Origin of the sequence: Bacillus cereus group sp. MYBK222-1 (assembly GCF_051916425.1) — a bacterium.
Classification (GTDB): domain Bacteria; phylum Bacillota; class Bacilli; order Bacillales; family Bacillaceae_G; genus Bacillus_A; species Bacillus_A paranthracis.
The window spans coordinates 367,642-390,145 of record NZ_JBQAGP010000001.1; the positions used below are offsets into that span (position 1 = coordinate 367,642).

Here is a 22,504-nt window from a genome sequence, read left to right on the forward strand (position 1 = left end):
TACACATGTATTCTATTAAAACGATTTTAATAAAGAATAAAAATTCGTATCATAGGGAATGTCATCTTGATACATATAATTTTTTAGAACGCCTTCTTTTTCAAAGCCTAATTTTAATAGTACTTTATTGGAAGCTTCATTTTCAAGAAATACAATTGCTCCGATCCGCTTTAAATGAATCGTATGGAAACCGTATGATATAACCTCAGAAACAGCTTCAGTCGCATATCCTTGTCCCCAGTGTTCAGGCAAAAAGGCATAACTTATATTGGCTCGTTTATGCTCAGAAGACCAATCGTGAAAACCAATGGTACCGATGAGTTCTTTCTTGTCTTTTGATTCGATTCCCCATTTTATACCGCTTCTTGCATTGTAACTCAGTTTAAAGTTATGAATAATTTGTTTCACTTGATCAATATCTTGTAACGGTTTTTGGCCATAATAGCGCAGTACGTCAGTATTAGAGAAGCATTGTAGTATACCTGGTGCATCTTCTTCGGTAAGTTCTCGTAAAATGAGTCGTTCAGTTTTCAATATAGGAAACATACTTTCACTCCATTTCTTTTGAAACTAGAATGTATTGTTATTATATAATCTAGTCTGAAAATAAAGATTATTCAAGAGGGGAGTATAGTTTTGATTTGTGATAAAATTGATTGTGGAATATATTTCAAAAAGAGGTTTATATATGGAGAAAAATTCAATTTTAATTGTAGATGATGATCAAGATATTGTTAGATTTATGAACGTGAATTTAATACAAGAAGGTTTTAAAGTTTTTAGTGCTCATAACGGAGAAGAGGCTTTAGAAATTATAAATAATAACAGTATTCAACTTGCTATTTTGGATATTATGATGCCACAAATGGATGGGATAGAATTGTGTAGAAGAATTAGAGAGAAACATAGTTTGCCAATTATGTTTTTAAGTGCAAAATCATCGGACGTAGATAAAGTCGTCGGATTTAGTACGGGAGCAGATGATTATATTGTGAAGCCGTTCAGTACAATTGAATTAATTGCAAGAGTGAAGGCTCAATTAAGAAGGTATACATATTTCAATCAAAATGCTGTCCAAGTAATAGAAAAGAAAATAAATATTAGAGGTTTAGAAATAGATGAAGCGTCTAGAACAGTAATGTTATATGGAGAAACAATCAATCTTACGAAAACTGAATATGATATTTTGTATTTAATGGCAGCTGCAAAGAATCGTGTATTTACTATTGAAGAAATATATGAGAGCGTTTGGAAAGAAAGGGCTTATGAAAGCAATAATACAGTAATGGTTCATATCGCAAGATTAAGAAATAAAGTTGAAGAGAATCCAAAAGAACCGAAGTTTATTCAAAATGTTTGGGGAGTCGGATATAAAATTGAAGATTAAATCATTACAAGGCATTAGAGCTAAGTTTTTTATCGCATTCATATGTAGCATCTTGTTAGCGACTGTAAGTATAATAGTGTTTCAAATTTTGGTTGGAAATATATATAGTCAGGTTAATGTTTTAGAGGAAAAATATTCATTTTTATATTTTATAGTTTTTTTGATTTTTACTACAACATACTTTGCATTCATGACAAAAACGCTGATGAAAAGGTTGTCTCAAATTAACAAGAACGTGAAAGAAATAAGTGAAGGTAATTTTGAAATACATATACCTATTTCGAAAAGCGATGAGATTGGTGAACTAGCGACAAATGTTAATAGAATGGCGAAAAGCTTAAAAGAGTCTATCGAGAATGAAAAAAAATCACAGGAAATGAAAAATGAAATGATTAGTAATATTTCGCATGACTTACGAACGCCAGTAACATCTTTAATCGGTTATGCGGACTTATTAGGAAATAAGCTGCATGCAAATGGAGAAGAATGTGAACAGTATGTAAGCATATTAAAGCGAAAAAGTTATGAATTAAAAAATCAAGTTGATGAATTATTAGAATACTGTCAAATAAATTATAGAGAGATTGAATTACATAAAAGTGTAGTAAATATGAAAGCGTTAATGGAACAAATTATGATTGATTTTGTACCACAACTAGATGATGCCGATATGAGCTTTTGTATGAAAGGTGATAAGGAGTTACATGTGGAAATGGATGTAGCACTTATGGTGAGGTTATTCGAAAATGTAATTAGTAATAGTATTATGTACGGGAAAGACGGAAAGGAGATTGTAATTCAAATTTCTAAAAGAGACATGAATGTTGAAATAGAAATTAAAAATTTTGGGCAATGTATTCCGGATGAGAACCTGCCTTATGTTTTTGAGAAGTTTTATCGTGGTGAAAAATCACGCAGCTCTCATACAGGTGGAAAAGGAATGGGACTTGCAATTGCGAAAAGTATAGCAGAACTTCATAAAGGAGATATCGCTGTACGTAGTAACGATAAAGAAACAGTTTTTACTATCGTTTTACCGCAGTATAAAGAAATGTAAGAAAGTCGTAAGTATTTCTTACGTATGTTGTAATTTTCAATTCGTATCATGTAGAACAAGGATATGAGAGTGGGGATATAACATGTGGAAGAAATATGTGTTGGTAATTTTAGTTGCTTTTTTACTTACAAGTTGGAGTGTAATTTATTTAGTTAATGGTATTATATCAGTCGTTTTTTGGTGGAGTATACAAGCCTTTAGCTTCGTATCAAGCTTTATTTTGATAGGGTCAGTATTACTATTTGTGTGGAAAGGCATTTTCAGAAAGCGAATAGATAGAACGCTACTCTTCATTGTGCTTTTTTCTATAATTGGAGCTTGGCCCTTAGGATGGTTCGCTAACATAGGCGGACTTGCTTACCCAGCAAATGTACAGTCTATGAGCCCTAAAATAGTTGTTCGTTTTCCTTTGAATGAACGAGCATTAGTAGGATGGGGTGGCGATCGATTAGAAGCGAACTATCACGTTATAAAACCAAATGAACGATGGGCATATGATATTCTTATTCCACCTGCTGAAGTGAAAAGTAATAAGTTAGAGGATTATGGAATATTCGGAGCGAGAGTAATGTCACCAGCTTCTGGAACAGTTGTATCCATCAATAATGATGAAAAAGATTTAGTTCCGGGATCGGATGATTTTCAGTCAATGGCGGGAAATCATATTTATTTACGACTAGATGAAACAGGGACATTTTTGGTTCTTGCGCATTTAAAGAAAGGGTCAATTAAAGTGAAGGAAGGACAACATGTAAATGAAGGAGAATTTCTTGCTCAAGTAGGTAACTCAGGAAGTTCAAGTGAGCCACATTTACATATTCATCATCAAAGGCAGGATCCATCCAAGGTAAGTATGTTTTTAGCATAAGGATTGCCACTGTACTTTCAAACTGAAAAAGGTGAGATGATGCCGGAAAGAGGGACATATATAAGAGGTAATTAAAAGAGAATTACTTCACTAAAAAAGGTATTCCAGTTTATTGGAATACCTTTTCTCCTTACCCTACAAATGTTTGATACAGTAAGAAAATATTTAAAATGATAACAAGTACAGCAATGATCCAAGCGATAAAGGTAGTTATGCGGTGGTTAACGAGTGCCCCCATAATTTTTTTACTACTTGTAAACATAATAAGTGGTACTAATGCAAAGGCAATACCGAATGATAAGACGACTTGACTCATGACTAGAGCGTAAGTTGGATTTACACCTAAAGCGATAATAACTAATGGTGGAATCATTGTAATAAATCGGCGTAAGTATAACGGAATATGCATTCGAATGAAACCTTGCATAATAATATCACCTGACATTGTACCGACAGAAGAGCTAGATAGTCCTGCTGATAAGAGACCAATTCCAAATAAAGCAGCTGATACAGGACCGACTAAGTTGCTAAACTGGTTAAAAGCGACATCAAGATCTTCGACATGCAAGCCGTTTTTAAAGAATAGTGCAGCAGCAACAATTAACATACTTGCATTAATTGCTCCAGCGATAACCATTGCGATAATGATATCTATAAATTCGAATCGGAAAATCTTTTTCTTTTGTTCATCATTTGTTCCGACTACGCGGCGCTGCGTTAAGGCGGAATGTAAATAGATTGCGTGTGGCATAACTGTCGCACCTAAAATTCCGGCTGCAAGTAATATACTGTCTACGCCTTGGAATTTTGGGATGAAAAGTCCTGAAAGTAGGGGACTTAATTCCGGTTTTGCATAAAAGACTTGTACACCAAAAGCGATAACAACGATAAAAATCATTCCTGTTATAATAGCTTCTAATGGACGGAAGCCTCTACGTTGAAATTCAAGAATAATAAATGATCCAGCAGCTGTAATTAAAGCTGCCGGTAACATCGGAATCCCAAATAATAAGTACAATCCGAGTGCAGCTCCAATAAATTCAGCTAAATCAGTCGCCATAATAACGAGTTCACCTTGTATCCATAAGCCGATGGAAACAGGTTTTGGGAAGTTTTCTCGAGCAATTTCAGGAAGGTTTCTACCTGTAGCGATTCCTAATTTAGCTGATAAAGTTTGGATTAATACAGCCATTAAATTAGAAGCAAGAATTACCCAGAGTAATAAATATCCATATTGTGATCCAGCGGCAATATTTGTCGCGAAATTGCCAGGGTCAATATAAGCGACTGAAGCAATGAAAGCAGGACCTAAGAATGGTAAAAGTCTTTTTAAGCCTTTCGTTTGTCCGCTTAATGCTAAATGCGCTGATTGAACAGTTGTACTTTGAGAAGGGACATGTTCATCTTTTGATATATCTTTATTCATAGTAGTTTTCCCCTTTGAAATGTTAACTTGATGAAATTATTGTAAGTATTCTTACTGTTTATTTCAATACATTTAAATGTATTAGATGATATTTTTATTTGAGCATAAATGTTTCCTTAGTGCAAATTATATGTCTTTATACAATGAATGGTGTGGCATTATTAAAAATTGGGAGTTTATGGTGTGATGAGGCGGGGAAACATAATGAATTAAAGGGCTATTTTTGAAATTTATGTGAACATAAAGCCGATAATACAGCATATTAATTGATGGAATTGCATTTGTATGATATATAATATATTGGGATTACAACATAACCACAGTGTTTTGGTGTGTAATCTTGTTTTTTATTTTTGTTAACTGATAGAAAATAGTATAAAGAGAAGGAAATGGGATTCATTTTCTTATTATATATGTTTTGATATGAACGTTAACTTATACATGATTTTAAAAATTAGATAGGTGGTAGAAATACATTGGCAACTACAAAACCATACAGAGTATTACTATATTACATGTACACAACAATTGAAAACCCAGAAGAATTCGCGGCAGAGCATTTAGAATTTTGTAATTCACTTGAGTTAAAAGGAAGAATCCTTGTAGCTAAAGAAGGTATTAACGGAACTTGTTCTGGTACTGTAGAGCAAACAGAGAAATACATGGAAGCAATGAACAATGATCCACGTTTTGACGGTATCGTGTTTAAAATAGATGAAGCTGATGGTCATGCATTTAAGAAAATGCACGTGCGTCCTCGTCCAGAGTTAGTTACACTTCGTCTAGAAGATGACATTAACCCACACGAAATAACTGGGAAGTATTTAGAGCCAAAAGATTTTTATGAAGCAATGAAACAAGAAGATACAGTTATCATTGATGCGCGAAATGATTATGAATTTGATTTAGGTCACTTCAAAGGTGCGATTAAACCTGATATCGAATCATTCCGTGAATTACCAGATTGGATTCGTGAAAATAAAGAAGTACTTGAAGGTAAAAAGATTTTAACTTATTGTACAGGTGGAATTCGTTGCGAGAAGTTTTCTGGTTGGTTAGTTCGTGAAGGCTATGAAGATGTAAGTCAGCTTCACGGCGGTATTGTAACGTATGGAAAAGATCCAGAAGTACAAGGTGAGCTCTGGGATGGACAATGTTATGTGTTCGATGAGCGTATCGCTGTACCAGTAAACCAAAAAGAACATGTTATCGTTGGTAAAGACCACTTTACAGGTGAACCTTGTGAGCGCTATGTAAACTGTGCAAATCCAGAATGTAACAAGAAAATTTTATGTTCTGAAGAAAACGAGGCGAAATATTTACGTGCATGTTCTCACGAATGCCGTGTAAGCCCACGTAACCGCTACGTAATACAACATGAATTAACGGAAGAACAAGTAGCTGCTGCATTAGAGAAAATCGAAGCAGAGAAGTAAGAGGGAAAAGGCTAATCTAAATTTTTGGATTAGCCTTTTTTATATTTGATTTTTTGGCGTTTTTTGTCGGTAAGTCGATATATTTAAATAATCGCTGATATATTTTGAGTTGCGCCGATATAATTTGAAAATCGCTGATAAAAATTTCAATTACTGTAGCGTACCACATACTTCAATGTAAAAATACTCTTCTTTACTTCTTATCATCTTTCTCTCTCACAGCAGAAAGTACAGTTTGTTTTACCCATGCTTTTCTTCGTTTATGTTGTAGACTCCATTGGTATAAACTTTGCGCACCTAAAATAAGTGAAATGACTATGCCGCTAATTGCTATTAACAGCGCGAAAAATTCAAGTGGCGATGATATTTTGTTTGAATCGGTGTTTCTTAACAGATCAATCATAGTAAACCCTAACATTTGGCCTACTACAGAGTAGAGCGTTAAAATTAATAGTAAAAGGCTATCTTTTTTTGAAGCAACATTTTCTTGATATTTAAACAAACTATCAAGATTTTGTTTTGCATTCGAGTATAGTATCTCGATGTTAAAAAGCTTTCTTAAGCGGAAGAAAATATCTTCACTCTGTGATTGGGATACTAGCTCTAAAGAAAAGTAATTCGCCGTAAACGAATTGATTGAATAAATTAATTTCTCTATTTCATTTGTATCTTGTTCAATGTTTAATTCAGCATAAGCGTTTGCCATTTTCAATAAAACAATTTTATGAAATAGATTTAATAATAAAGCGTAATAAAACTCCCCATACATTTGACTCGCAAGTTTAGTAAATTCGCGTTCTCCTTCATTTGTTACACATGTGAATATATGTTCTTCCATTATGAAATAGCGATTCGGAGCCCATCTTTGGTAAGCGTGTTGTTTTAAATAATCATGAATATAAGGCAGATTATTTGCACTCACATATGCCTTGCCATCACTTGTTAACCCGGAAAGACTAGAAGTACGATAAACATCCACTTCATTCAGTTCCATATCTTCTTTTATAGATAATAAAGTTTGTACGTACATTCGCTGATCTTCAAAGAAAGGAAAGGTTTGAAAGTAAGAACTTCTTAATCTCTTCTTCTCAAAGAAATCTGTTACGCCATGAAATAAATAACCAAAAATGAATCTTTCCACTTGGGAATACTTTTTTCCGTTACATTCAATACAAATAGTCTCATTTGTATCATTTTTAGTTTCAAGTACACGGAAGCGAGCAGCGAATTCGATTGCTTCGGATAAAGTCATGTTTGGAGCAGTGTTTACTTCTGTTCGAATTGTTAAGAAGCCAAGTTCATAAGGACAAAGTGTTACATCAATAGAGTGTATCTTGAATGGGATTGAAATAAGATTTGTTGTTAAATGTCCAGCTAAGTTAAGGTCCTTTGAATAACGTTGCAAGCCCTTTTGATGCTCTGAGTGAGGAAAGAGAATTTTATTGGTAAATGAAAGATAGTATGCTTCCATATTTTGATGTGAAACTTTAAACTCCCCATAATATGTATTTTCATCATCGAGATGATCGAGCCGAAAAGGACGAAAATCATTTTTTTGTAAGAAAGGGAACATCTGTTGTTCATATCCAGCTTTAAACGAAAACGGGAATATAAATTGAAATATAGCTGTTGCTACATCTTTTTCCTCAATTACTTGTATTGCCTCCATCTATATTGTTTCCTTTCCATATATGCTATAGAAACAACATGCCCAAATTTATTTGAAAATAACCACTGTTTTATACTCAATTGAGAATGAAAATTCAGCTTATTTAGTAGGGGACATGTATAATGTTATGTATACTGAATGTTATAAAATTGTATTTTGAAAAGGGGGATGTTGTATGCGTATTTTAGTATTAGGAGCGGGAGGCGTTGGAGGATTTTTTGGGGGACGCTTAGTAGAAAAAGGAGAAGATGTTACTTTTCTTGTTCGTAGTAAACGGAAAAAACAATTGGAGGAAAGGGGACTTGTAATCCGAAGTGTTAACGGAGATTTTTCCTTTCAACCGAAATTAATAACGAAAGAAGATCAAACTGCTCCATTTGATGTGATTCTATTTTCAACAAAAGCGTATCACTTAAACGAGGCAATTCAAGATTTGAAGCCGTTTGTAGGTGAAAGTACTGTAATCATTCCGTTGCTAAATGGTATTGCTCATGTATCGCTATTACAAAAGGAATTCGGTGAGGAAAAAGTAATTGGTGGTTTATGCTTTATCGAGACGACGTTAAACAATCAAGGAGAAATTGTACAAACTAGCGCTGCAAATAGACTTATGTTTGGAGAAATGAAGTCTCAAGATTCAGAGAGAATAAAGCATATTTCTAAAGCATTTGCAGGTACGAAATCTAGTTTTATTTTAAGTGAAAACATTACGCAAGATATGTGGCATAAATATTTATTTATCACTGTAATGTCAGGTGTGACAACATTAATGCGTGCACCGATAGGACCGATTCGTGAAAGCGAAGGTGGACGCGATTTTATCCAAAACTTATTTGAAGAATGTATGGAAATTATGAGATGTGTAGGAGCACCAATTAAAGATAATATTGTCCAAGAACATATGAAAATAATTGATAAAATTTCGTATAATATGAAGTCATCGATGCAGCGTGATATGGAAAAAGGTTCGTCTATTGAAGCGAAGCACTTACAAGGATACTTACTAGATGTAGCGGAACAATTTTCTATAGAAGCACCATTATTAGGAGCAGTATATCAAAATTTGAAAGTGTATGAAGAAATGACCTTTAACAAATCAGCAATACAATTGGATGTATGAAAAAATAAAAAAGAAAGCAATATATAAGTGTATTGCTTTCTTTTTTTATGACAAATCATTTATTTCTTTTTGTTCTATCTGTCAAATTTATTTCCTGTTCACGTTTACCGTATAATTGATTAATTTCATTTGCTAATGCATCTAAATAGGAATCGGAAAAAATAGGCTTCTTTTCTTTAGACATATAGATCTCCTTTATTGATTTTTTAGTATTCATTATGTATATTTACCAGCGGATTATGCGCAATCATTTTAATTTTTTCTTTTTAAAAATTTTTGTTTACATTTTGAAAATAAAGGAGTATTATAATCCACAGTTTCAATTTTCTAAATCGCTGAAACCGCATGGTGCGGGGGACCCGTTCTTATGGATTAGTTCTTAATCCAATGGGGTGAATCCTTGAAAAAGGTAGGGCTACTCATAGGCCCGAATCCGACAGCTAACCTCGTAAGCGTTATATTGAGAAGGAAGGTGGAGCTTGTGCGACAAAAAAAATAATGTCTACAAGTCTATTTCGTTATGGCTTGTAGACATTTTTTGTTTTCTGAAGAAATCGTTTATCCGCTATAACTAGCAGAAAAGTTCGTACAAAATTATTGGAGAGTGGACAGCAGTGGTTTCATCTATTAAAAGATTTTTAATTGGAAGACCGTTAAAATCAACAGAGCTTGGAGAACAGAAGCTTAATAAAACGAAAGCTTTAGCTATTTTATCTTCTGACGCATTGTCATCAGTTGCTTACGGTCCAGAGCAAATTTTAATTGCTTTAGCAGGTGTTGGAGCGATCGCTTATTGGTATTCCATTCCGATCGCTGTTGGGGTATTAGTGTTATTGACGGCCCTTATTTTATCTTATCGTCAAATTATTTTTGCTTATCCGCATGGCGGGGGCGCGTATGTTGTATCAAAAGAAAATTTAGGGATGAATCCAGGCTTAATTGCTGGAGGATCTTTATTAGTTGACTATATTTTAACTGTTGCAGTAAGTGTGTCTGCAGGTACAGATGCGCTCACATCTGCTTTTCCTAGTTTACATGCACATAATGTAATCATTGCGATTATATTTGTTATATTTATTACCATCTTAAATTTAAGAGGTGTAACGGAATCAGCTTCCGTTTTAGCATATCCTGTTTATTTATTCGTTTTGGCACTATTTATATTAATTGGTGTAGGGATATACAATATTTTAACGGGGCACGTTTCGCAGGCTTTACACACGCCGATTGGAACACCAGTTGCAGGGATTAGTTTATTTTTATTACTAAGAGCATTTGCATCAGGTAGTTCTGCTTTAACAGGTGTTGAAGCAATTTCAAATGCAATTCCGAACTTTAAAGATCCTGCGCCAAACAATGCAGCGAAAACATTGCTTGCAATGGGTGCATTACTTGCAGTTTTATTTTCAGGAATTGTGTTCTTAGCTTATTATTACGGAATTTCTCCAAGTAAAGAAGTAACAGTTGTTTCACAAATTGCTGAACAAACATTTGGACGTAATTTCATGTACTATTTCATACAAGGTACAACAGCTTTAATATTAATCCTTGCTGCTAACACAGGATATTCTGCGTTTCCGTTATTAGCAGTAAACCTTGCAAAAGATAAGTTTATACCAAGAATGTTTACGATTAGAGGAGACCGCCTAGGTTACTCAAATGGAATTATTATACTTGGAATCGCATCGATTATTTTAATTGTAGCTTTCCAAGGGCAAACAGAGCATTTAATTCCGTTATATGCAGTAGGTGTATTTATTCCATTTACCCTTTCTCAAAGTGGTATGGTATTAAAATGGCTTCGTGAAAAACCGGAAGGATGGGCTTTACGATTAACGGTCAATTTAATTGGTGCAGTCATTAGTTTTATCGTAATGAGTATGTTCTTTTTAACTAAATTTGCACAAGTTTGGTCAATCCTTATTTTCTTACCTGTAATTATCTTCTTATTCCACCGAATTAAGAAGCATTATGATGCAGTAGGAGACCAACTAAGTTTAAAAACTTGTGAACGGATTGTTCCGATTGAAGGAAATGTAATTGTCGTTCCAGTAGCTGGTATGACACATGTGGTAGAAAACTCATTGAACTATGCAAAGTCTCTTTCAGCAGATCAAGTTATTGCTGTATATGTCGCTTTTGACAGAGAAGAGGAAAAGAAATTTGAAGAGAAATGGAAGAAGTGGCAACCTGAAGTAAGGCTTGTTACTTTACATTCTCATTATAGAAGTATTATTCAACCGCTAACAAAGTTCATTGATACAGTACAGTATAAAGCGAGTGAATCAAATTACCGAGTTACGGTCGTTATACCACAATTCATTCCGAAAAAAGGTTGGCATAACATTCTTCATAATCAGTCTAGTTTACTCATTCGTGCGTATTTACTCTATAAAAGAAATGTTGTTATTACAACAGTACCATATCATTTGAAAAAATAAGAAGGTTTTTTAAGGATAGCTTTACGAAAGTGAAGCTATCCTTTTTGTGTATACGCTATGCATAATTGCATACGAATCCGAAAGATATATTGATATAATTTTTACATCTGTGAGTAAGTAGAGGTTTTTGTTGTGATATATGGATATTTCAATTGAAAAAGTAAAGTGGATTATATTTTAAAATAAAGACATGAAAGCTTGAAAATAAAGGGAATGAAAATACTTCTTTACGTTATATAAATAGCTGTGTTTAAATGACCTTACAGTATAAAACTTATATGAAAACAAAACGGAATTTCATATTTACGTACGTTATTTAGTTTAATATGAATAATATTTTTATGTAATATATTCACTGTGTGAATGTGGAAATTGCTATAAAATAGAAATTTTATACAATGTTATTCATACTAATCACATATGAAAAAATAATAAAATGTTTTGTGAAGATAAGTAAGTACTGTAGCAATACGAGAGAGGTGGTTCATACATGGATTGCGGTGAGAACGTTCTCTATTTTAACCATCTCAAATTATGGGGAAGAAAATAGAATAATAAAATGCGATAGTAATAGTTGCTAATACATAGGAGGAGTTAAAGTGAAAAAGACTTTAATTACAGGGTTATTGGTTACAGCAGTATCTACGAGTTGTTTTATTCCTGTAAGCGCTTACGCTAAGGAGGGGCAAACAGAAGTGAAAACAGTATATGCACAAAATGTAATTGCTCCAAATACATTATCGAATTCAATTAGAATGTTAGGATCACAATCACCACTTATACAAGCATATGGATTAGTTATTTTACAACAGCCAGACATTAAGGTGAACGCGATGAGTAGTTTGACGAATCATCAAAAATTTGCAAAGGCAAATGTAAGAGAGTGGATTGATGAATATAATCCGAAGTTAATCGACTTAAATCAAGAGATGATGAGGTATAGTACTAGATTTAATAGCTATTATAGTAAGCTCTATGAACTAGCAGAAAACGTAAATGAAAATGAACAGGCAAAAGCAGATTTTACAGGCGCATATGGAAAATTACAATTGCAAGTACAAAGCATCCAAGAGAGTATGGAGCAAGATTTATTAGAACTAAATCGATTTAAAGCAGTATTAGACAAAGATAGTAATAACTTATCGATAAAGGCTGATGAAGCAATAAAAACACTACAAGGATCAAGTGGAGATATTGTGAAGTTAAGAGAAGATATTAAAAGAATTCAAGGGGAAATTCAAGCTGAACTAACTACTATATTGAATAGACCTCAAGAAATTATTAAAGGTTCTATTAATATCGGTAAACAAGTATTTACAATTACAAATCAAACTGCACAAACGAAAACAATTGATTTTGTTTCTATCGGTACTTTAAGTAATGAAATTGTAAATGCTGCCGATAGTCAAACGAGGGAAGCGGCTCTTCGTATTCAGCAAAAACAAAAAGAGCTTCTACCACTTATTCAAAAATTATCACAAACTGAAGCAGAGGCGACACAAATTACATTCGTTGAAGATCAAGTAAGTAGCTTTACAGAACTAATTGACCGTCAAATTACAACTTTAGAAACGTTGTTAACGGATTGGAAAGTTTTAAACAATAATATGATCCAAATTCAAAAAAATGTTGAAGAAGGCACATATACAGATAGTAGTTTACTACAAAAACATTTCAACCAAATTAAAAAAGTAAGTGATGAAATGAATAAACAAACGAATCAATTTGAAGATTACGTTACAAACGTTGAAGTACATTAAAAATAAGTAACGATATAGGGAGAGAAGAAAAATGACAAAAAAACCTTATAAAGTAATGGCTCTATCAGCACTTATGGCAGTATTTGCAGCAGGAAACATTATGCCAGCTCATACGTATGCAGCTGAAAGTACAGTGAAACAAGCTCCAGTTCATGCGGTAGCAAAAGCTTATAATGACTATGAGGAATACTCATTAGGACCAGAAGGCCTAAAAGATGCAATGGAAAGAACAGGTTCAAACGCTTTAGTAATGGATCTGTACGCTTTAACAATTATTAAACAAGGTAATGTTAACTTTGGAAATGTATCGTCTGTTGATGCTGCTTTAAAAGGAAAAGTGATTCAGCACCAGGATACAGCTAGAGGAAATGCGAAGCAATGGTTAGATGTATTGAAGCCACAGCTTATTTCAACAAATCAAAATATCATTAATTACAATACGAAATTCCAAAACTATTATGATACTTTAGTTGCTGCGGTTGATGCAAAAGATAAAGCGACGCTTACGAAAGGGTTAACTAGATTATCAAGTAGTATTAATGAAAATAAAGCGCAAGTAGATCAGTTAGTAGAAGACTTAAAGAAATTCCGAAATAAAATGACGTCGGATACGCAAAACTTTAAGGGTGATGCAAATCAAATTACATCTATTTTAGCTAGTCAAGACGCTGGAATTCCGCTATTGCAAAATCAAATTACAACGTACAATGAAGCAATTAGTAAATATAATGCAATTATTATCGGTTCATCAGTTGCGACAGCTCTAGGGCCAATTGCAATTATCGGTGGTGCAGTAGTTATTGCTACAGGTGCAGGAACGCCGTTAGGAGTGGCGTTAATTGCAGGTGGTACAGCAGCTGTAGGCGGTGGTACAGCTGGAATCGTATTAGCAAAAAAGGAGCTTGATAATGCACAAGCTGAAATTCAAAAAATAACAGGACAAGTTACAACTGCTCAATTAGAGGTAGCAGGATTAACAAACATTAAAACACAAACGGAGTATTTAACAAATACAATTGATACTGCAATTACAGCGTTGCAAAACATTTCAAACCAATGGTACACAATGGGGTCAAAATACAATTCTTTACTTCAAAATGTAGATTCAATTAGTCCGAATGACCTTGTTTTTATTAAAGAAGATTTAAACATTGCGAAAGATAGCTGGAAAAACATTAAAGACTATGCAGAAAAGATTTATGCTGAAGACATTAAAGTAGTAGACACAAAAAAAGCATAATCGAATACGAATCGTTAGAGCGTTAAGTGTTGATGAATGATTTGAAGCTCCTGTTCAGTTGTGAGCAGGAGCTTTTTATACTCTTATAAAGAAACTAGGTGAAAAGTATGCAGAAACGATTTTATAAGAAATGTCTTTTAGCGGTAATGATTGCTGGAGTGGCAACGAGTAACGCATTACCTTTACATCCTTTTGCAGCAGAACAAAATGTAAAGGTGCTACAAGAAAATGTGAAAAACTATTCTCTTGGACCAGCTGGATTTCAAGATGTAATGGCACAAACGACATTAAGCATATTTGCAATGGATTCATATGCAAAATTAATTCCAAATCAACAAGAGACGGATTTAAGTAAAATAAGTTCGATTAATAGTGAATTTAAAGGGAATATGATTCAGCATCAAAGAGATGCAAAAATGAATGCGGCATATTGGTTAAATAATATGAAGCCTCAAATTATGAAAACGGATCAAAATATTATTAATTATAATAATACTTTTCAATCGTATTATAATGACATGTTAATAGCGATTGATCAAAAGGATAGCGGAAAGTTAAAAGCGGATTTAGAAAAGTTGTATGCGGATATTGTAAAGAATCAAAATGAGGTAGATGGATTATTAGGAAATTTGAAAGCTTTTCGCGATAGAATGGCGAAAGATACAAATAGTTTCAAAGAGGATACAAATCAGTTAACAGCGATATTGGCAAGTACGAATGCAGGTATTCCAGCTCTAGAGCAACAAATAAATACATATAACGATTCGATTAAAAAGAGTAATGATATGGTTATTGCTGGTGGCGTACTTTGCGTAGCTCTAATAACATGTCTTGCTGGCGGACCGATGATTGCGGTTGCGAAAAAAGATATCGCAAATGCAGAACGAGAAATCGCTAATTTAAAAGATAGAATTTCTGGAGCGCAAGCAGAAGTCGCAATTTTAACAGATGTAAAAAATAAAACAACAAATATGACTGAAACGATTGATGCAGCAATTACAGCACTGCAAAACATATCAAATCAATGGTATACAGTAGGGGCAAAATATAATAACTTATTACAAAACGTAAAAGGAATTACTCCTGAAGAGTTTACGTTTATAAAAGAAGATTTACATACAGCAAAAGATAGCTGGAAAGACGTAAAAGATTATACAGAAAAATTACATGAAGGCGTAGCGAAGTAAACAGTGGACTAGTTCTGCTGTTTATTTTTTTATCCTGTTTTTGTGAGAGGTGGACTTGTAATTTGATATATAAATTTCTGATCAAGTCTTTTATATTTAATGTTTTAATGAAAAAAGCTATACTGTAAGCAAAACTAAAAATTGGAAAGGAAATACTAGAACATGGAAAATTATCTATTATTTATCCTTACAGCAATGTTAATCATAATGATGCCTGGTCCTGGTTTTGCACTAGTTACAAAAAATACTATCTCGCATGGTAAAAGTGGTGGGATAAAGACAGTTTTAGGAACGATATCTGGAATGATGATTCATACAATAATGGCTACGTTAGGACTCTCTGCTATTCTAATGAAATTTGCTATGTTATTTACATTTATAAAATGTGCTGGGGCTTTTTATTTAATTTACTTAGCTGTAAAGTCAATTAAAAGTGCCTTACATAAAAAAGAAGATATGTCAGGTCCAATAGAAATGGACTCTAAGAATATTGGGGCAATTAAAAGCTTTAGACAAGGATTTACTACGGCAATTTTAAATCCAAAAACTGCTGTGTTCTTCCTTAGTTTTTTACCTCAATTTATTGTAAGTAATCAAAATCATTTCCTCCAATTTCTTTTATTAGGAGTCACATTTACGACTTTGACCGCAATATGGTATTTGCTTTATATCTCGCTAATACGTCAATTAAGAACTTTTTTAAGAAAAGAACGAGTGAACCGTATAATGGAGGGTATTACGGGCGCAGTATTATTAGTATTTGGGGTTAGATTATTTTTCCAAAAATAAATATGTATATGAAAAGAGAAATAAACACTATTGATTATTTCTCCACAGCCTGCAAAAAGGAATCCGTAAAGGATTCCTTTTTTACATTTAATGTTTTAATTCTTAGATAGAAATTCTGTTTTGGGGGTAATTCAAAATATTAGCTTGATGGACATGTGGTGCTATCCCATGCCCATCAAGCTAAGAAATACAAATACCTCAAAAATAAAAAGAGTGAACCTAATCAACAAAAATAAAATTGCTCTTTTCAATTCTTCTCATTTCACGTAAAGCAGTAGCTAGTTTATTTTTGACTTGTATAGGATTCTAAATTCTCTACGATAAGCGCCCCAGACACTTTTCCTTCTCGATGGAATGGGGCAAACGGAGTACATCATCAAGCATTATTTTAAATCAACGGTTGCTTAAGATTTTAATACAAATCAAATGATTTAAGGTTGGCTTAAGGTTCTCTTTAGATTGGAGAAAGGTGTAGGCATTACAGTTGGAAGAGAAGAAAAATATCTAAAAAATTTGAATGGAGCTGACTTTTCATATGGGTGTTTCGGCTATTGTACAAACGCAAAATCTTTCCAAAACATATGGGGCTATTAATTGTGTAAATAAAGTTGATCTTCATGTTCAGGAAGGGGAAATCTACGGATTTCTGGGTCCAAACGGAGCAGGGAAAACAACTACGCTAAAAATGTTGTTGGGACTTATTAAGCCTTCTGAAGGGACAATTAAAGTTTTCGGGGAAAGCCTGGATAAAAATCGTGCATCTATTTTGCAACGTACTGGGTCACTGATTGAATCTCCTTCTTATTATGGACATTTGACAGGGCTGGAGAATATGAAGGTCATGCAGCGTCTTCGAAATGTTCCAGATAAAAACATAGACGAGGTGCTTCGTATTGTACGGCTAGAAAATCAGAAAGACAAGAAGGCTGAACAATATTCACTTGGAATGAAGCAACGGCTAGGAATCGCAATGGCTCTGCTTGCCTTTCCAAAGCTACTGATTCTTGATGAGCCGACGAATGGCCTTGATCCCGCTGGCATTGGTGAAATTCGGGAGCTTATCAAATCTTTACCAGAACGCTATGGAATAACTATATTACTTTCCAGTCACTTACTCTCTGAGATAGAACAGATTGCGACCTCAGTAGGGATTATTAGTGAAGGTAATTTGTTGTTTCAAGGTAGTATGACAAGTTTGCGGAAAAAAAATAGAAATGCCATCTTTATGAAAACGGGGGATAATGCCAAAGCTGAGCAGCTACTTTTCAATCAAGGATATAGTCCAATTAACAATGGCAGCCGGATTGAGTTGGGTAATCTTCAGGATACAGAAGTAGCGGAAATGAACAAATTGCTTGTTGAACATGAAATTGCTGTCACTCGAATCGAGGAGCAAAAGAAAAGTTTGGAGGATATTTTCCTGGAGTTTACAGGAAAGGAGCGAAGTTTGTGATTAAGTTATTAGGATTAGAATATTTTAAAATTCGTCGAAAAAAAATATGGATTATGATTATATTATTTCTTATTGTGGAGATGTTGTGGGCCTTTATGTCCATTAGTCGGTCCATTGCAAGCAATCCGGATAACCGCGTTTGGGAATCTATTTTTTTTAGTATCTCTTCCATGAATGGTCTTTTTATGCCGATTATTTCGGCCGTTGTTGCCTCACGTATTTGTGATATGGAGCATAAGGGATCGACCTGGAAAATGCTTGCTGCTACTAATGTGGAACGTGGGCAACTCTATGCAGCGAAGTATATATGCATTAATAGTCTGCTGCTTTATGGTATCTTTGCACAAGTTTTATTCATAATAGTGTTCGGATTAATAAACGATTTTCCTGGCACTGTTCCTATCGGATTGCTAATCCGGTTCATTGGGGGGAATCTACTGACAACTCTTGTTGTCACAGCACTTCAACAATGGATTTCTTTCTCCATCAAAAACCAGTCTTTTGCGCTGTGCTTGGGTATGCTGGGCGGCTTTATAGGAATGACCGCTGGGCTATTTCCAGCTGCTATTAGACATATTTTTATTTGGTCTTATTACTTGGAGCTCAGCCCCGTTACTTATTTATATGCTGAGTCTACGGGTTCCTATATGATACAGCCAGTAAGCTTTGGAATTGTAGTGGGGGCGTTGAATATGACAGTCCTATTCTATTTCGCTGGACGCATTCAGGTAAGCCGAAAGGAAATCTAAGGAGGAAAGTTAATGAAACGAAGTATTTCTGCTGAATGGCTTAAACTACGTCATTCCCGGATTGGTCTTGTAATTGCTGCACTTCCAATAATAAGTATGTTGATTGGAAGTGCGAATTTTTATTTGAACCAAGGCGCTCTGCAAAATGGTTGGTACAGCTTGTGGACTCAGGTTAGCCTGTTTTACGGTGTTTTTTTCTTACCTATTTTGATAGCTATCTGTTGCTCTTATATATGTAGGCTGGAGCATTTAAACCGAAATTGGAATATGATTATGACCTCTCCCGTATCGGTTGCCAATGTGTTTCTTGCCAAATTGATTATCGTTAGTATTTTAATTTTGTTCGCGCAAGGTCTGTTCATGGGACTCTACTGGCTAATAGGTACCTTGTTCTCTTTACCTGGATCATTCCCTGTAGAAACTATAGAATGGACGATACGTGGATGGTATGCTTCTCTGTCAATTAGTGCTTTGCAATTGGGACTGTCGCTACGGATTCGTAGTTTTGCTACACCAATCGGAATAAGTCTGTGCGGGGTTTTTATCGGCTTAGGTATGTATATTGGCAAGTTTGGAATGTTATTCCCGTTCTCCTTGCTCAACATTGGCATGAGTGTGATGAGTCAGGATAAGTTGACGAACATGCAGAGCTTATTGTTTTGGGTGATTAATATGGCTTTTGTTATTATTTTTGCGTCGAGATCAATCAGAAGGTTAAAGAACAGAGACGTTGTTTCATCCTGATTGAGGTTAGGAGGAATTTATAATGAAAAAAATATTGTTGGTACTAGGGACCGTCATCGTGTTTGGAGCATGTATGTGGATGTTCTTCTTCACTCCAGAAAAGCTTACACCTGAAAATCCTGCAGGGAAAACCGTTTATTACACTAAGATAACTGGACCCGGTGTTCAAGGTCAGAATGGACGGTACGACTATAAGGTGATTGCTTATGATGAGAAAAAAAAGAAAGAGGAACTAAGTTTTTCGGCAGGAAAGAAATTGAGGGAAGGAGCTTATATTCAACTATATTATACAATGATTCGGGGCGTTACGTATTGGGAAGAGGTTAGCTTTGAGGAGCTACCTGAGGCGGTGCAACAGCAGTATCGAGAATAATAATAATTTGAAAGAAGAAGGGACTTTCCTATAGTAATTAATTTACGAATAATAATGTAATACAAAACCCCATTTTTACATTGAATAAAAATGGGGTTTTTTTTGTTACTGTATAATGTCTCTTCCAAGAATAAACTAAATACTTTTTGCCCATAAAGATTAAAACAAAATTGCTGTACTATGTGGTTTTAAATAGTGAAGCCCAAAAATGAAATAGGTGGAATTCCTCAAATTATTTGTTTGAATTTTAAAAAGGTATCAAGAAGTGAAGTTGAATTAAAACACCAAAAAATTCCTTTTTTATGTATAATCAAATGAGGTGATGTAAAATGGAAAATCTAAAAAACAAAAAAATATTAATTGTGGACGATGAACAAGAAATCAGAATAATGATTGAAAGATTTTTAAGAAAAGAGGGATTTTTTCGCATTTATACTGCTGTTGACTGCGCTTCTACTCTGTCATTTTGCCAGGTAGACAATCCAGATATCGTAATTCTGGATGTTATGTTACCGGATGGTGACGGATTTTCTTTACTGTCTTCCATTAGGAAGTTTTCGAACACACCGGTTCTTTTTCTCTCTGCGCGGGGAGAGGATGAAGATCGATTGCTTGGATTGGGCTTGGGGGCAGATGATTACATGGTGAAGCCATTTCTGCCACGTGAGCTGGTATTACGGCTCATGGCGATTTTGAAACGTGTATATTCTTCCTCGGTCACAGAGTGTCTATCTATCTTCAGATTAGGAGAACAAATCGTTGATCTTGAAAGCGCTGTTGTACACAGAGGGCAGAAAGAGATGCCATTGACGGCAAAGGAGCATGCCATTCTTGTAAAGCTTTATGAAAATCAAGGACGTATCATTACAAATGATGCCTTATGTCAGGCTGTTTGGGGAGATGACAGCTACGGTCTTGAGAATACTTTGATGGTTCATATCAGGCGGATACGTGAAAAGATTGAGCTGGATCCTTCCAAACCAATCTATCTTCTCACCTTCAGGGGGTTGGGATATAAATTGCTAGTAAAGGAGACGTATTGAGTGGAAGGAATTACTCGTATATTACAGCGATTTGTCACCACGACCATCCTTATTTCGATATTTGTGCTTATTTTTAATTTCGTGCTACTAGGTACCTTGGTGTTCAATGAAACTAATCAACAAATCCCTCCGGAAGGTTTACTTAAAAAGATTTCTCAAAATCTAGACAAGCAGGATAACAACTATCATTTAGACGAGAACACCGCCAAGATTTTGCAGCACAATCAAGCGTGGGCTATGCTGATTAGTGAAGACGGCCATGTGCAATGGGATTACCATTTACCTAGTGATGTTCCGAGGTTTTATAATTTAGTCGATGTAGCTAAGTTATCGCGATATTATCTTTTGCAATATCCTGTTTATACTTGGGAACATAAAAATGAACTAATTGTGGTCGGATATCCAAAGGGAAGTCACTGGAAGTATCAATTTACCTTTCTTTCTGATTGGTTAAGGGAGATACCCTTGCGGCTTTGTGTACTGTTGCTCTTTAATGTAGGGATAACTCTGTTGATTTCTGTTGTGATTGGTACACGTCTCATAAGAGGGATACGTCCTCTTGTGTCAGGAGTCCACAATCTTGCTAGGGAGGAATTGGTTCAGTTGGATTCCAAGGGAATATTTGGTGACTTAGCTCAAAGTATTAATTCTGCCTCCACTAAGCTCCAGAAAAAAACGGACGCGTTGAAGGCACGAGATGAAGCGCGTTCTAATTGGATTGCCGGGATTTCTCACGATATCCGGACCCCACTCTCGATTATTCTTGGCTATGCAAGCGAAATGGAAGATAATTTTGATTTGTCGGAGGACCAGAGGCGGCAGGCTGGTATCATTCGGCATCAGGGTGAGAAGCTCCGCTCACTTGTAAGTGATTTGAATCTAGTCTCCATGCTTGAGTATGAAATGCAACCTTTGCATTTGAAGCAAATCCGTCTATCAGTTTTAGCGAGACAGGTGGCTACGGATTTTTTGAATAATGGGTTGGATGATCGTTATGAAATTGATTTGAAGCTGAATGTTGAAGCGGTTAAGGTTATTGGAGACGAGAAACTGCTACTTCGTGCAATTAGTAATCTTGTCCAAAATAGTGTAAATCATAACACACAGGGATGTGTAATCACGTTGGAAACCTCTCTATCCAAGGATCGCTCCCAATATCGCTTTATTGTAAAGGATAATGGGCGGGGAATCCCAAAGGAGAAATTGACGGAAATTACCGAGTTACCTTATTCGTCAAGAAGAAAGCGGACTGTCAAAGAAGGCCATGGCCTAGGAATTCCAATGGTGGCAAGGATTGTGCAGGCTCATCACGGACGTCTATTTATTTCTAATAATGGGGATCGAGGAGGTCTAACGACTGTTATAGAATTACCTGCGCATCATGATGAAAAGTTAGAAAAAAGTAAAAAATGTGAAAAAACAGAAAAACAATAAAGTAAATATGAACTAATTATTACTTAATTATACATCTAGTGGACAAGCTGCTTATTTTAATAATTTTGTTATGTAACTTTTTATAACGTTGTACATAGAAATGTCTAAAAATGAGAAGATGTATCGTGATGAAAAATTATTTTTTAGATTAGAACCAGTATGCTATATTGTGAAAAAATATTTGTAATGTTCTAATTGTAGGGGGAAGTATGTAGTTTTAAAAAATTGATTAAAGTTTCATTTTAAATACTAAGTGTAGTAGAAGCTCAGTTAGATAAAATTCGGTAGTCGAATTTTTTTGCATAAAGCTGTATAATGCTTGTAACGA

Annotated in this window: 19 protein-coding genes, 1 pseudogene and 1 riboswitch; of the genes and pseudogenes, 16 read left to right on the plus strand and 4 right to left on the minus strand. The window is 34.7% G+C overall.

The genetic code is table 11. The features are described from left to right. Positions 1-15: 15 nt before the first annotated feature. Positions 16-546, minus strand: coding sequence for a GNAT family N-acetyltransferase (locus ACTFR9_RS01930; protein WP_440048936.1), 531 nt, complete (start codon positions 544-546; stop codon positions 16-18). A gap of 142 nt (positions 547-688) precedes the next feature. On the opposite strand from ACTFR9_RS01930, the gene ACTFR9_RS01935 reads away from it, so the two are divergent. The 3 genes and pseudogenes from ACTFR9_RS01935 (at position 689) to ACTFR9_RS01945 (ending at position 3,387) form a co-directional block, all read left to right on the plus strand. Then, entirely contained in the window at positions 689-1,387 is a 699-nt protein-coding gene (locus tag ACTFR9_RS01935; RefSeq protein ID WP_000414531.1) for a response regulator transcription factor, read from the plus strand. Then, on the plus strand, positions 1,377-2,444 hold the full coding sequence (locus ACTFR9_RS01940; protein WP_000695279.1) for a sensor histidine kinase: 1,068 nt from the start codon (positions 1,377-1,379) through the stop codon (positions 2,442-2,444). The genes ACTFR9_RS01935 and ACTFR9_RS01940 overlap by 11 nt, the downstream gene beginning before the upstream one ends. An 82-nt stretch (positions 2,445-2,526) precedes the next feature. Further along, a pseudogene (locus tag ACTFR9_RS01945) lies at positions 2,527-3,387 on the plus strand (peptidoglycan DD-metalloendopeptidase family protein). Positions 3,388-3,442: 55 nt separating this feature from the next. On the opposite strand, the gene ACTFR9_RS01950 reads toward ACTFR9_RS01945, so the two are convergent. Further along, positions 3,443-4,738 (minus strand): Nramp family divalent metal transporter, encoded by a 1,296-nt coding sequence (locus ACTFR9_RS01950; RefSeq protein WP_074542865.1) that lies wholly within the window; start codon positions 4,736-4,738, stop codon positions 3,443-3,445. Positions 4,739-5,214: 476 nt separating this feature from the next. Here ACTFR9_RS01950 and trhO point away from each other — a divergent pair, with 476 nt between their 5' ends. After that, positions 5,215-6,174, plus strand: coding sequence for an oxygen-dependent tRNA uridine(34) hydroxylase TrhO (gene trhO, locus ACTFR9_RS01955; protein ID WP_309422671.1), 960 nt, complete (start codon positions 5,215-5,217; stop codon positions 6,172-6,174). Positions 6,175-6,367: 193 nt separating this feature from the next. Here the strand turns inward: trhO and ACTFR9_RS01960 are convergent, their stop codons facing one another. Next, a complete protein-coding gene (locus ACTFR9_RS01960; protein WP_000387465.1) occupies positions 6,368-7,843 on the minus strand; it encodes a hypothetical protein in 1,476 nt (491 codons plus the stop codon). A 175-nt stretch (positions 7,844-8,018) separates the two neighbouring features. On the opposite strand from ACTFR9_RS01960, the gene panE reads away from it, so the two are divergent. Continuing rightward, positions 8,019-8,963 (plus strand): 2-dehydropantoate 2-reductase, encoded by a 945-nt coding sequence (gene panE / locus ACTFR9_RS01965; RefSeq protein ID WP_001221880.1) that lies wholly within the window; start codon positions 8,019-8,021, stop codon positions 8,961-8,963. Positions 8,964-9,018: 55 nt separating this feature from the next. On the opposite strand, the gene ACTFR9_RS01970 is transcribed toward panE, so the two are convergent. Further along, positions 9,019-9,147: a hypothetical protein gene (locus ACTFR9_RS01970; protein WP_000031869.1), complete on the minus strand. Its 129-nt coding sequence runs from the start codon at positions 9,145-9,147 to the stop codon at positions 9,019-9,021. A gap of 139 nt (positions 9,148-9,286) precedes the next feature. Continuing rightward, positions 9,287-9,433, plus strand: a riboswitch (cyclic di-AMP (ydaO/yuaA leader). 144 nt (positions 9,434-9,577) lie between these two features. On the opposite strand from ACTFR9_RS01970, the gene ACTFR9_RS01975 reads away from it, so the two are divergent. From ACTFR9_RS01975 to ACTFR9_RS02025, 11 genes are all read left to right on the plus strand, one after another. Beyond that, entirely contained in the window at positions 9,578-11,404 is a 1,827-nt protein-coding gene (locus tag ACTFR9_RS01975; RefSeq protein ID WP_000254902.1) for an APC family permease, read from the plus strand. Positions 11,405-12,003: 599 nt separating this feature from the next. Further along, positions 12,004-13,164, plus strand: a complete 1,161-nt coding sequence (gene nheA / locus ACTFR9_RS01980) for a non-hemolytic enterotoxin NHE subunit A (RefSeq protein WP_000751839.1) — start codon at positions 12,004-12,006, stop codon at positions 13,162-13,164. Between the two features lie 31 nt (positions 13,165-13,195). Beyond that, positions 13,196-14,404, plus strand: a complete 1,209-nt coding sequence (gene nheB, locus ACTFR9_RS01985; protein WP_000162970.1) for a non-hemolytic enterotoxin NHE subunit B — start codon at positions 13,196-13,198, stop codon at positions 14,402-14,404. 107 nt (positions 14,405-14,511) lie between these two features. Then, on the plus strand, positions 14,512-15,591 hold the full coding sequence (gene nheC, locus ACTFR9_RS01990) for a non-hemolytic enterotoxin subunit C (protein ID WP_229136409.1): 1,080 nt from the start codon (positions 14,512-14,514) through the stop codon (positions 15,589-15,591). A gap of 162 nt (positions 15,592-15,753) precedes the next feature. Beyond that, a complete protein-coding gene (locus ACTFR9_RS01995) occupies positions 15,754-16,380 on the plus strand; it encodes a LysE family translocator (RefSeq protein ID WP_000433004.1) in 627 nt (208 codons plus the stop codon). 535 nt (positions 16,381-16,915) lie between these two features. Further along, positions 16,916-17,833: an ABC transporter ATP-binding protein gene (locus ACTFR9_RS02000; RefSeq protein ID WP_000539074.1), complete on the plus strand. Its 918-nt coding sequence runs from the start codon at positions 16,916-16,918 to the stop codon at positions 17,831-17,833. Continuing rightward, a complete protein-coding gene (locus ACTFR9_RS02005) occupies positions 17,830-18,582 on the plus strand; it encodes an ABC transporter permease (RefSeq protein ID WP_229136408.1) in 753 nt (250 codons plus the stop codon). Before ACTFR9_RS02000 ends, ACTFR9_RS02005 begins: the two co-directional genes overlap by 4 nt. A 12-nt stretch (positions 18,583-18,594) precedes the next feature. After that, a complete protein-coding gene (locus ACTFR9_RS02010) occupies positions 18,595-19,326 on the plus strand; it encodes an ABC transporter permease (RefSeq protein WP_000830528.1) in 732 nt (243 codons plus the stop codon). 22 nt (positions 19,327-19,348) lie between these two features. Then, positions 19,349-19,699 carry a YxeA family protein gene (locus tag ACTFR9_RS02015; RefSeq protein ID WP_000722584.1) on the plus strand — a complete coding sequence of 117 codons (351 nt, stop codon included), beginning with the start codon at positions 19,349-19,351 and terminating at the stop codon, positions 19,697-19,699. A 329-nt stretch (positions 19,700-20,028) separates the two neighbouring features. Next, positions 20,029-20,742 carry a response regulator transcription factor gene (locus ACTFR9_RS02020; protein ID WP_000429325.1) on the plus strand — a complete coding sequence of 238 codons (714 nt, stop codon included), beginning with the start codon at positions 20,029-20,031 and terminating at the stop codon, positions 20,740-20,742. Continuing rightward, entirely contained in the window at positions 20,743-22,176 is a 1,434-nt protein-coding gene (locus tag ACTFR9_RS02025) for a sensor histidine kinase (RefSeq protein WP_000398539.1), read from the plus strand. The last annotated feature ends 328 nt before the right edge of the window (positions 22,177-22,504 follow it).

Coding starts and splice junctions, on each gene's coding strand:
- ACTFR9_RS01930 (WP_440048936.1), bottom strand. CDS start 546: ATGTTTCCTATATTGAAAACTGAACGACTCATTTTACGAGAACTTACC.
- ACTFR9_RS02010 (WP_000830528.1), top strand. CDS start 18,595: ATGAAACGAAGTATTTCTGCTGAATGGCTTAAACTACGTCATTCCCGG.
- ACTFR9_RS01960 (WP_000387465.1), bottom strand. CDS start 7,843: ATGGAGGCAATACAAGTAATTGAGGAAAAAGATGTAGCAACAGCTATA.
- nheB (WP_000162970.1), top strand. CDS start 13,196: ATGACAAAAAAACCTTATAAAGTAATGGCTCTATCAGCACTTATGGCA.
- ACTFR9_RS01970 (WP_000031869.1), bottom strand. CDS start 9,147: ATGTCTAAAGAAAAGAAGCCTATTTTTTCCGATTCCTATTTAGATGCA.
- ACTFR9_RS01935 (WP_000414531.1), top strand. CDS start 689: ATGGAGAAAAATTCAATTTTAATTGTAGATGATGATCAAGATATTGTT.
- ACTFR9_RS02000 (WP_000539074.1), top strand. CDS start 16,916: ATGGGTGTTTCGGCTATTGTACAAACGCAAAATCTTTCCAAAACATAT.
- ACTFR9_RS02015 (WP_000722584.1), top strand. CDS start 19,349: ATGAAAAAAATATTGTTGGTACTAGGGACCGTCATCGTGTTTGGAGCA.
- ACTFR9_RS01950 (WP_074542865.1), bottom strand. CDS start 4,738: ATGAATAAAGATATATCAAAAGATGAACATGTCCCTTCTCAAAGTACA.
- ACTFR9_RS02020 (WP_000429325.1), top strand. CDS start 20,029: ATGGAAAATCTAAAAAACAAAAAAATATTAATTGTGGACGATGAACAA.
- panE (WP_001221880.1), top strand. CDS start 8,019: ATGCGTATTTTAGTATTAGGAGCGGGAGGCGTTGGAGGATTTTTTGGG.
- ACTFR9_RS01995 (WP_000433004.1), top strand. CDS start 15,754: ATGGAAAATTATCTATTATTTATCCTTACAGCAATGTTAATCATAATG.
- nheC (WP_229136409.1), top strand. CDS start 14,512: ATGCAGAAACGATTTTATAAGAAATGTCTTTTAGCGGTAATGATTGCT.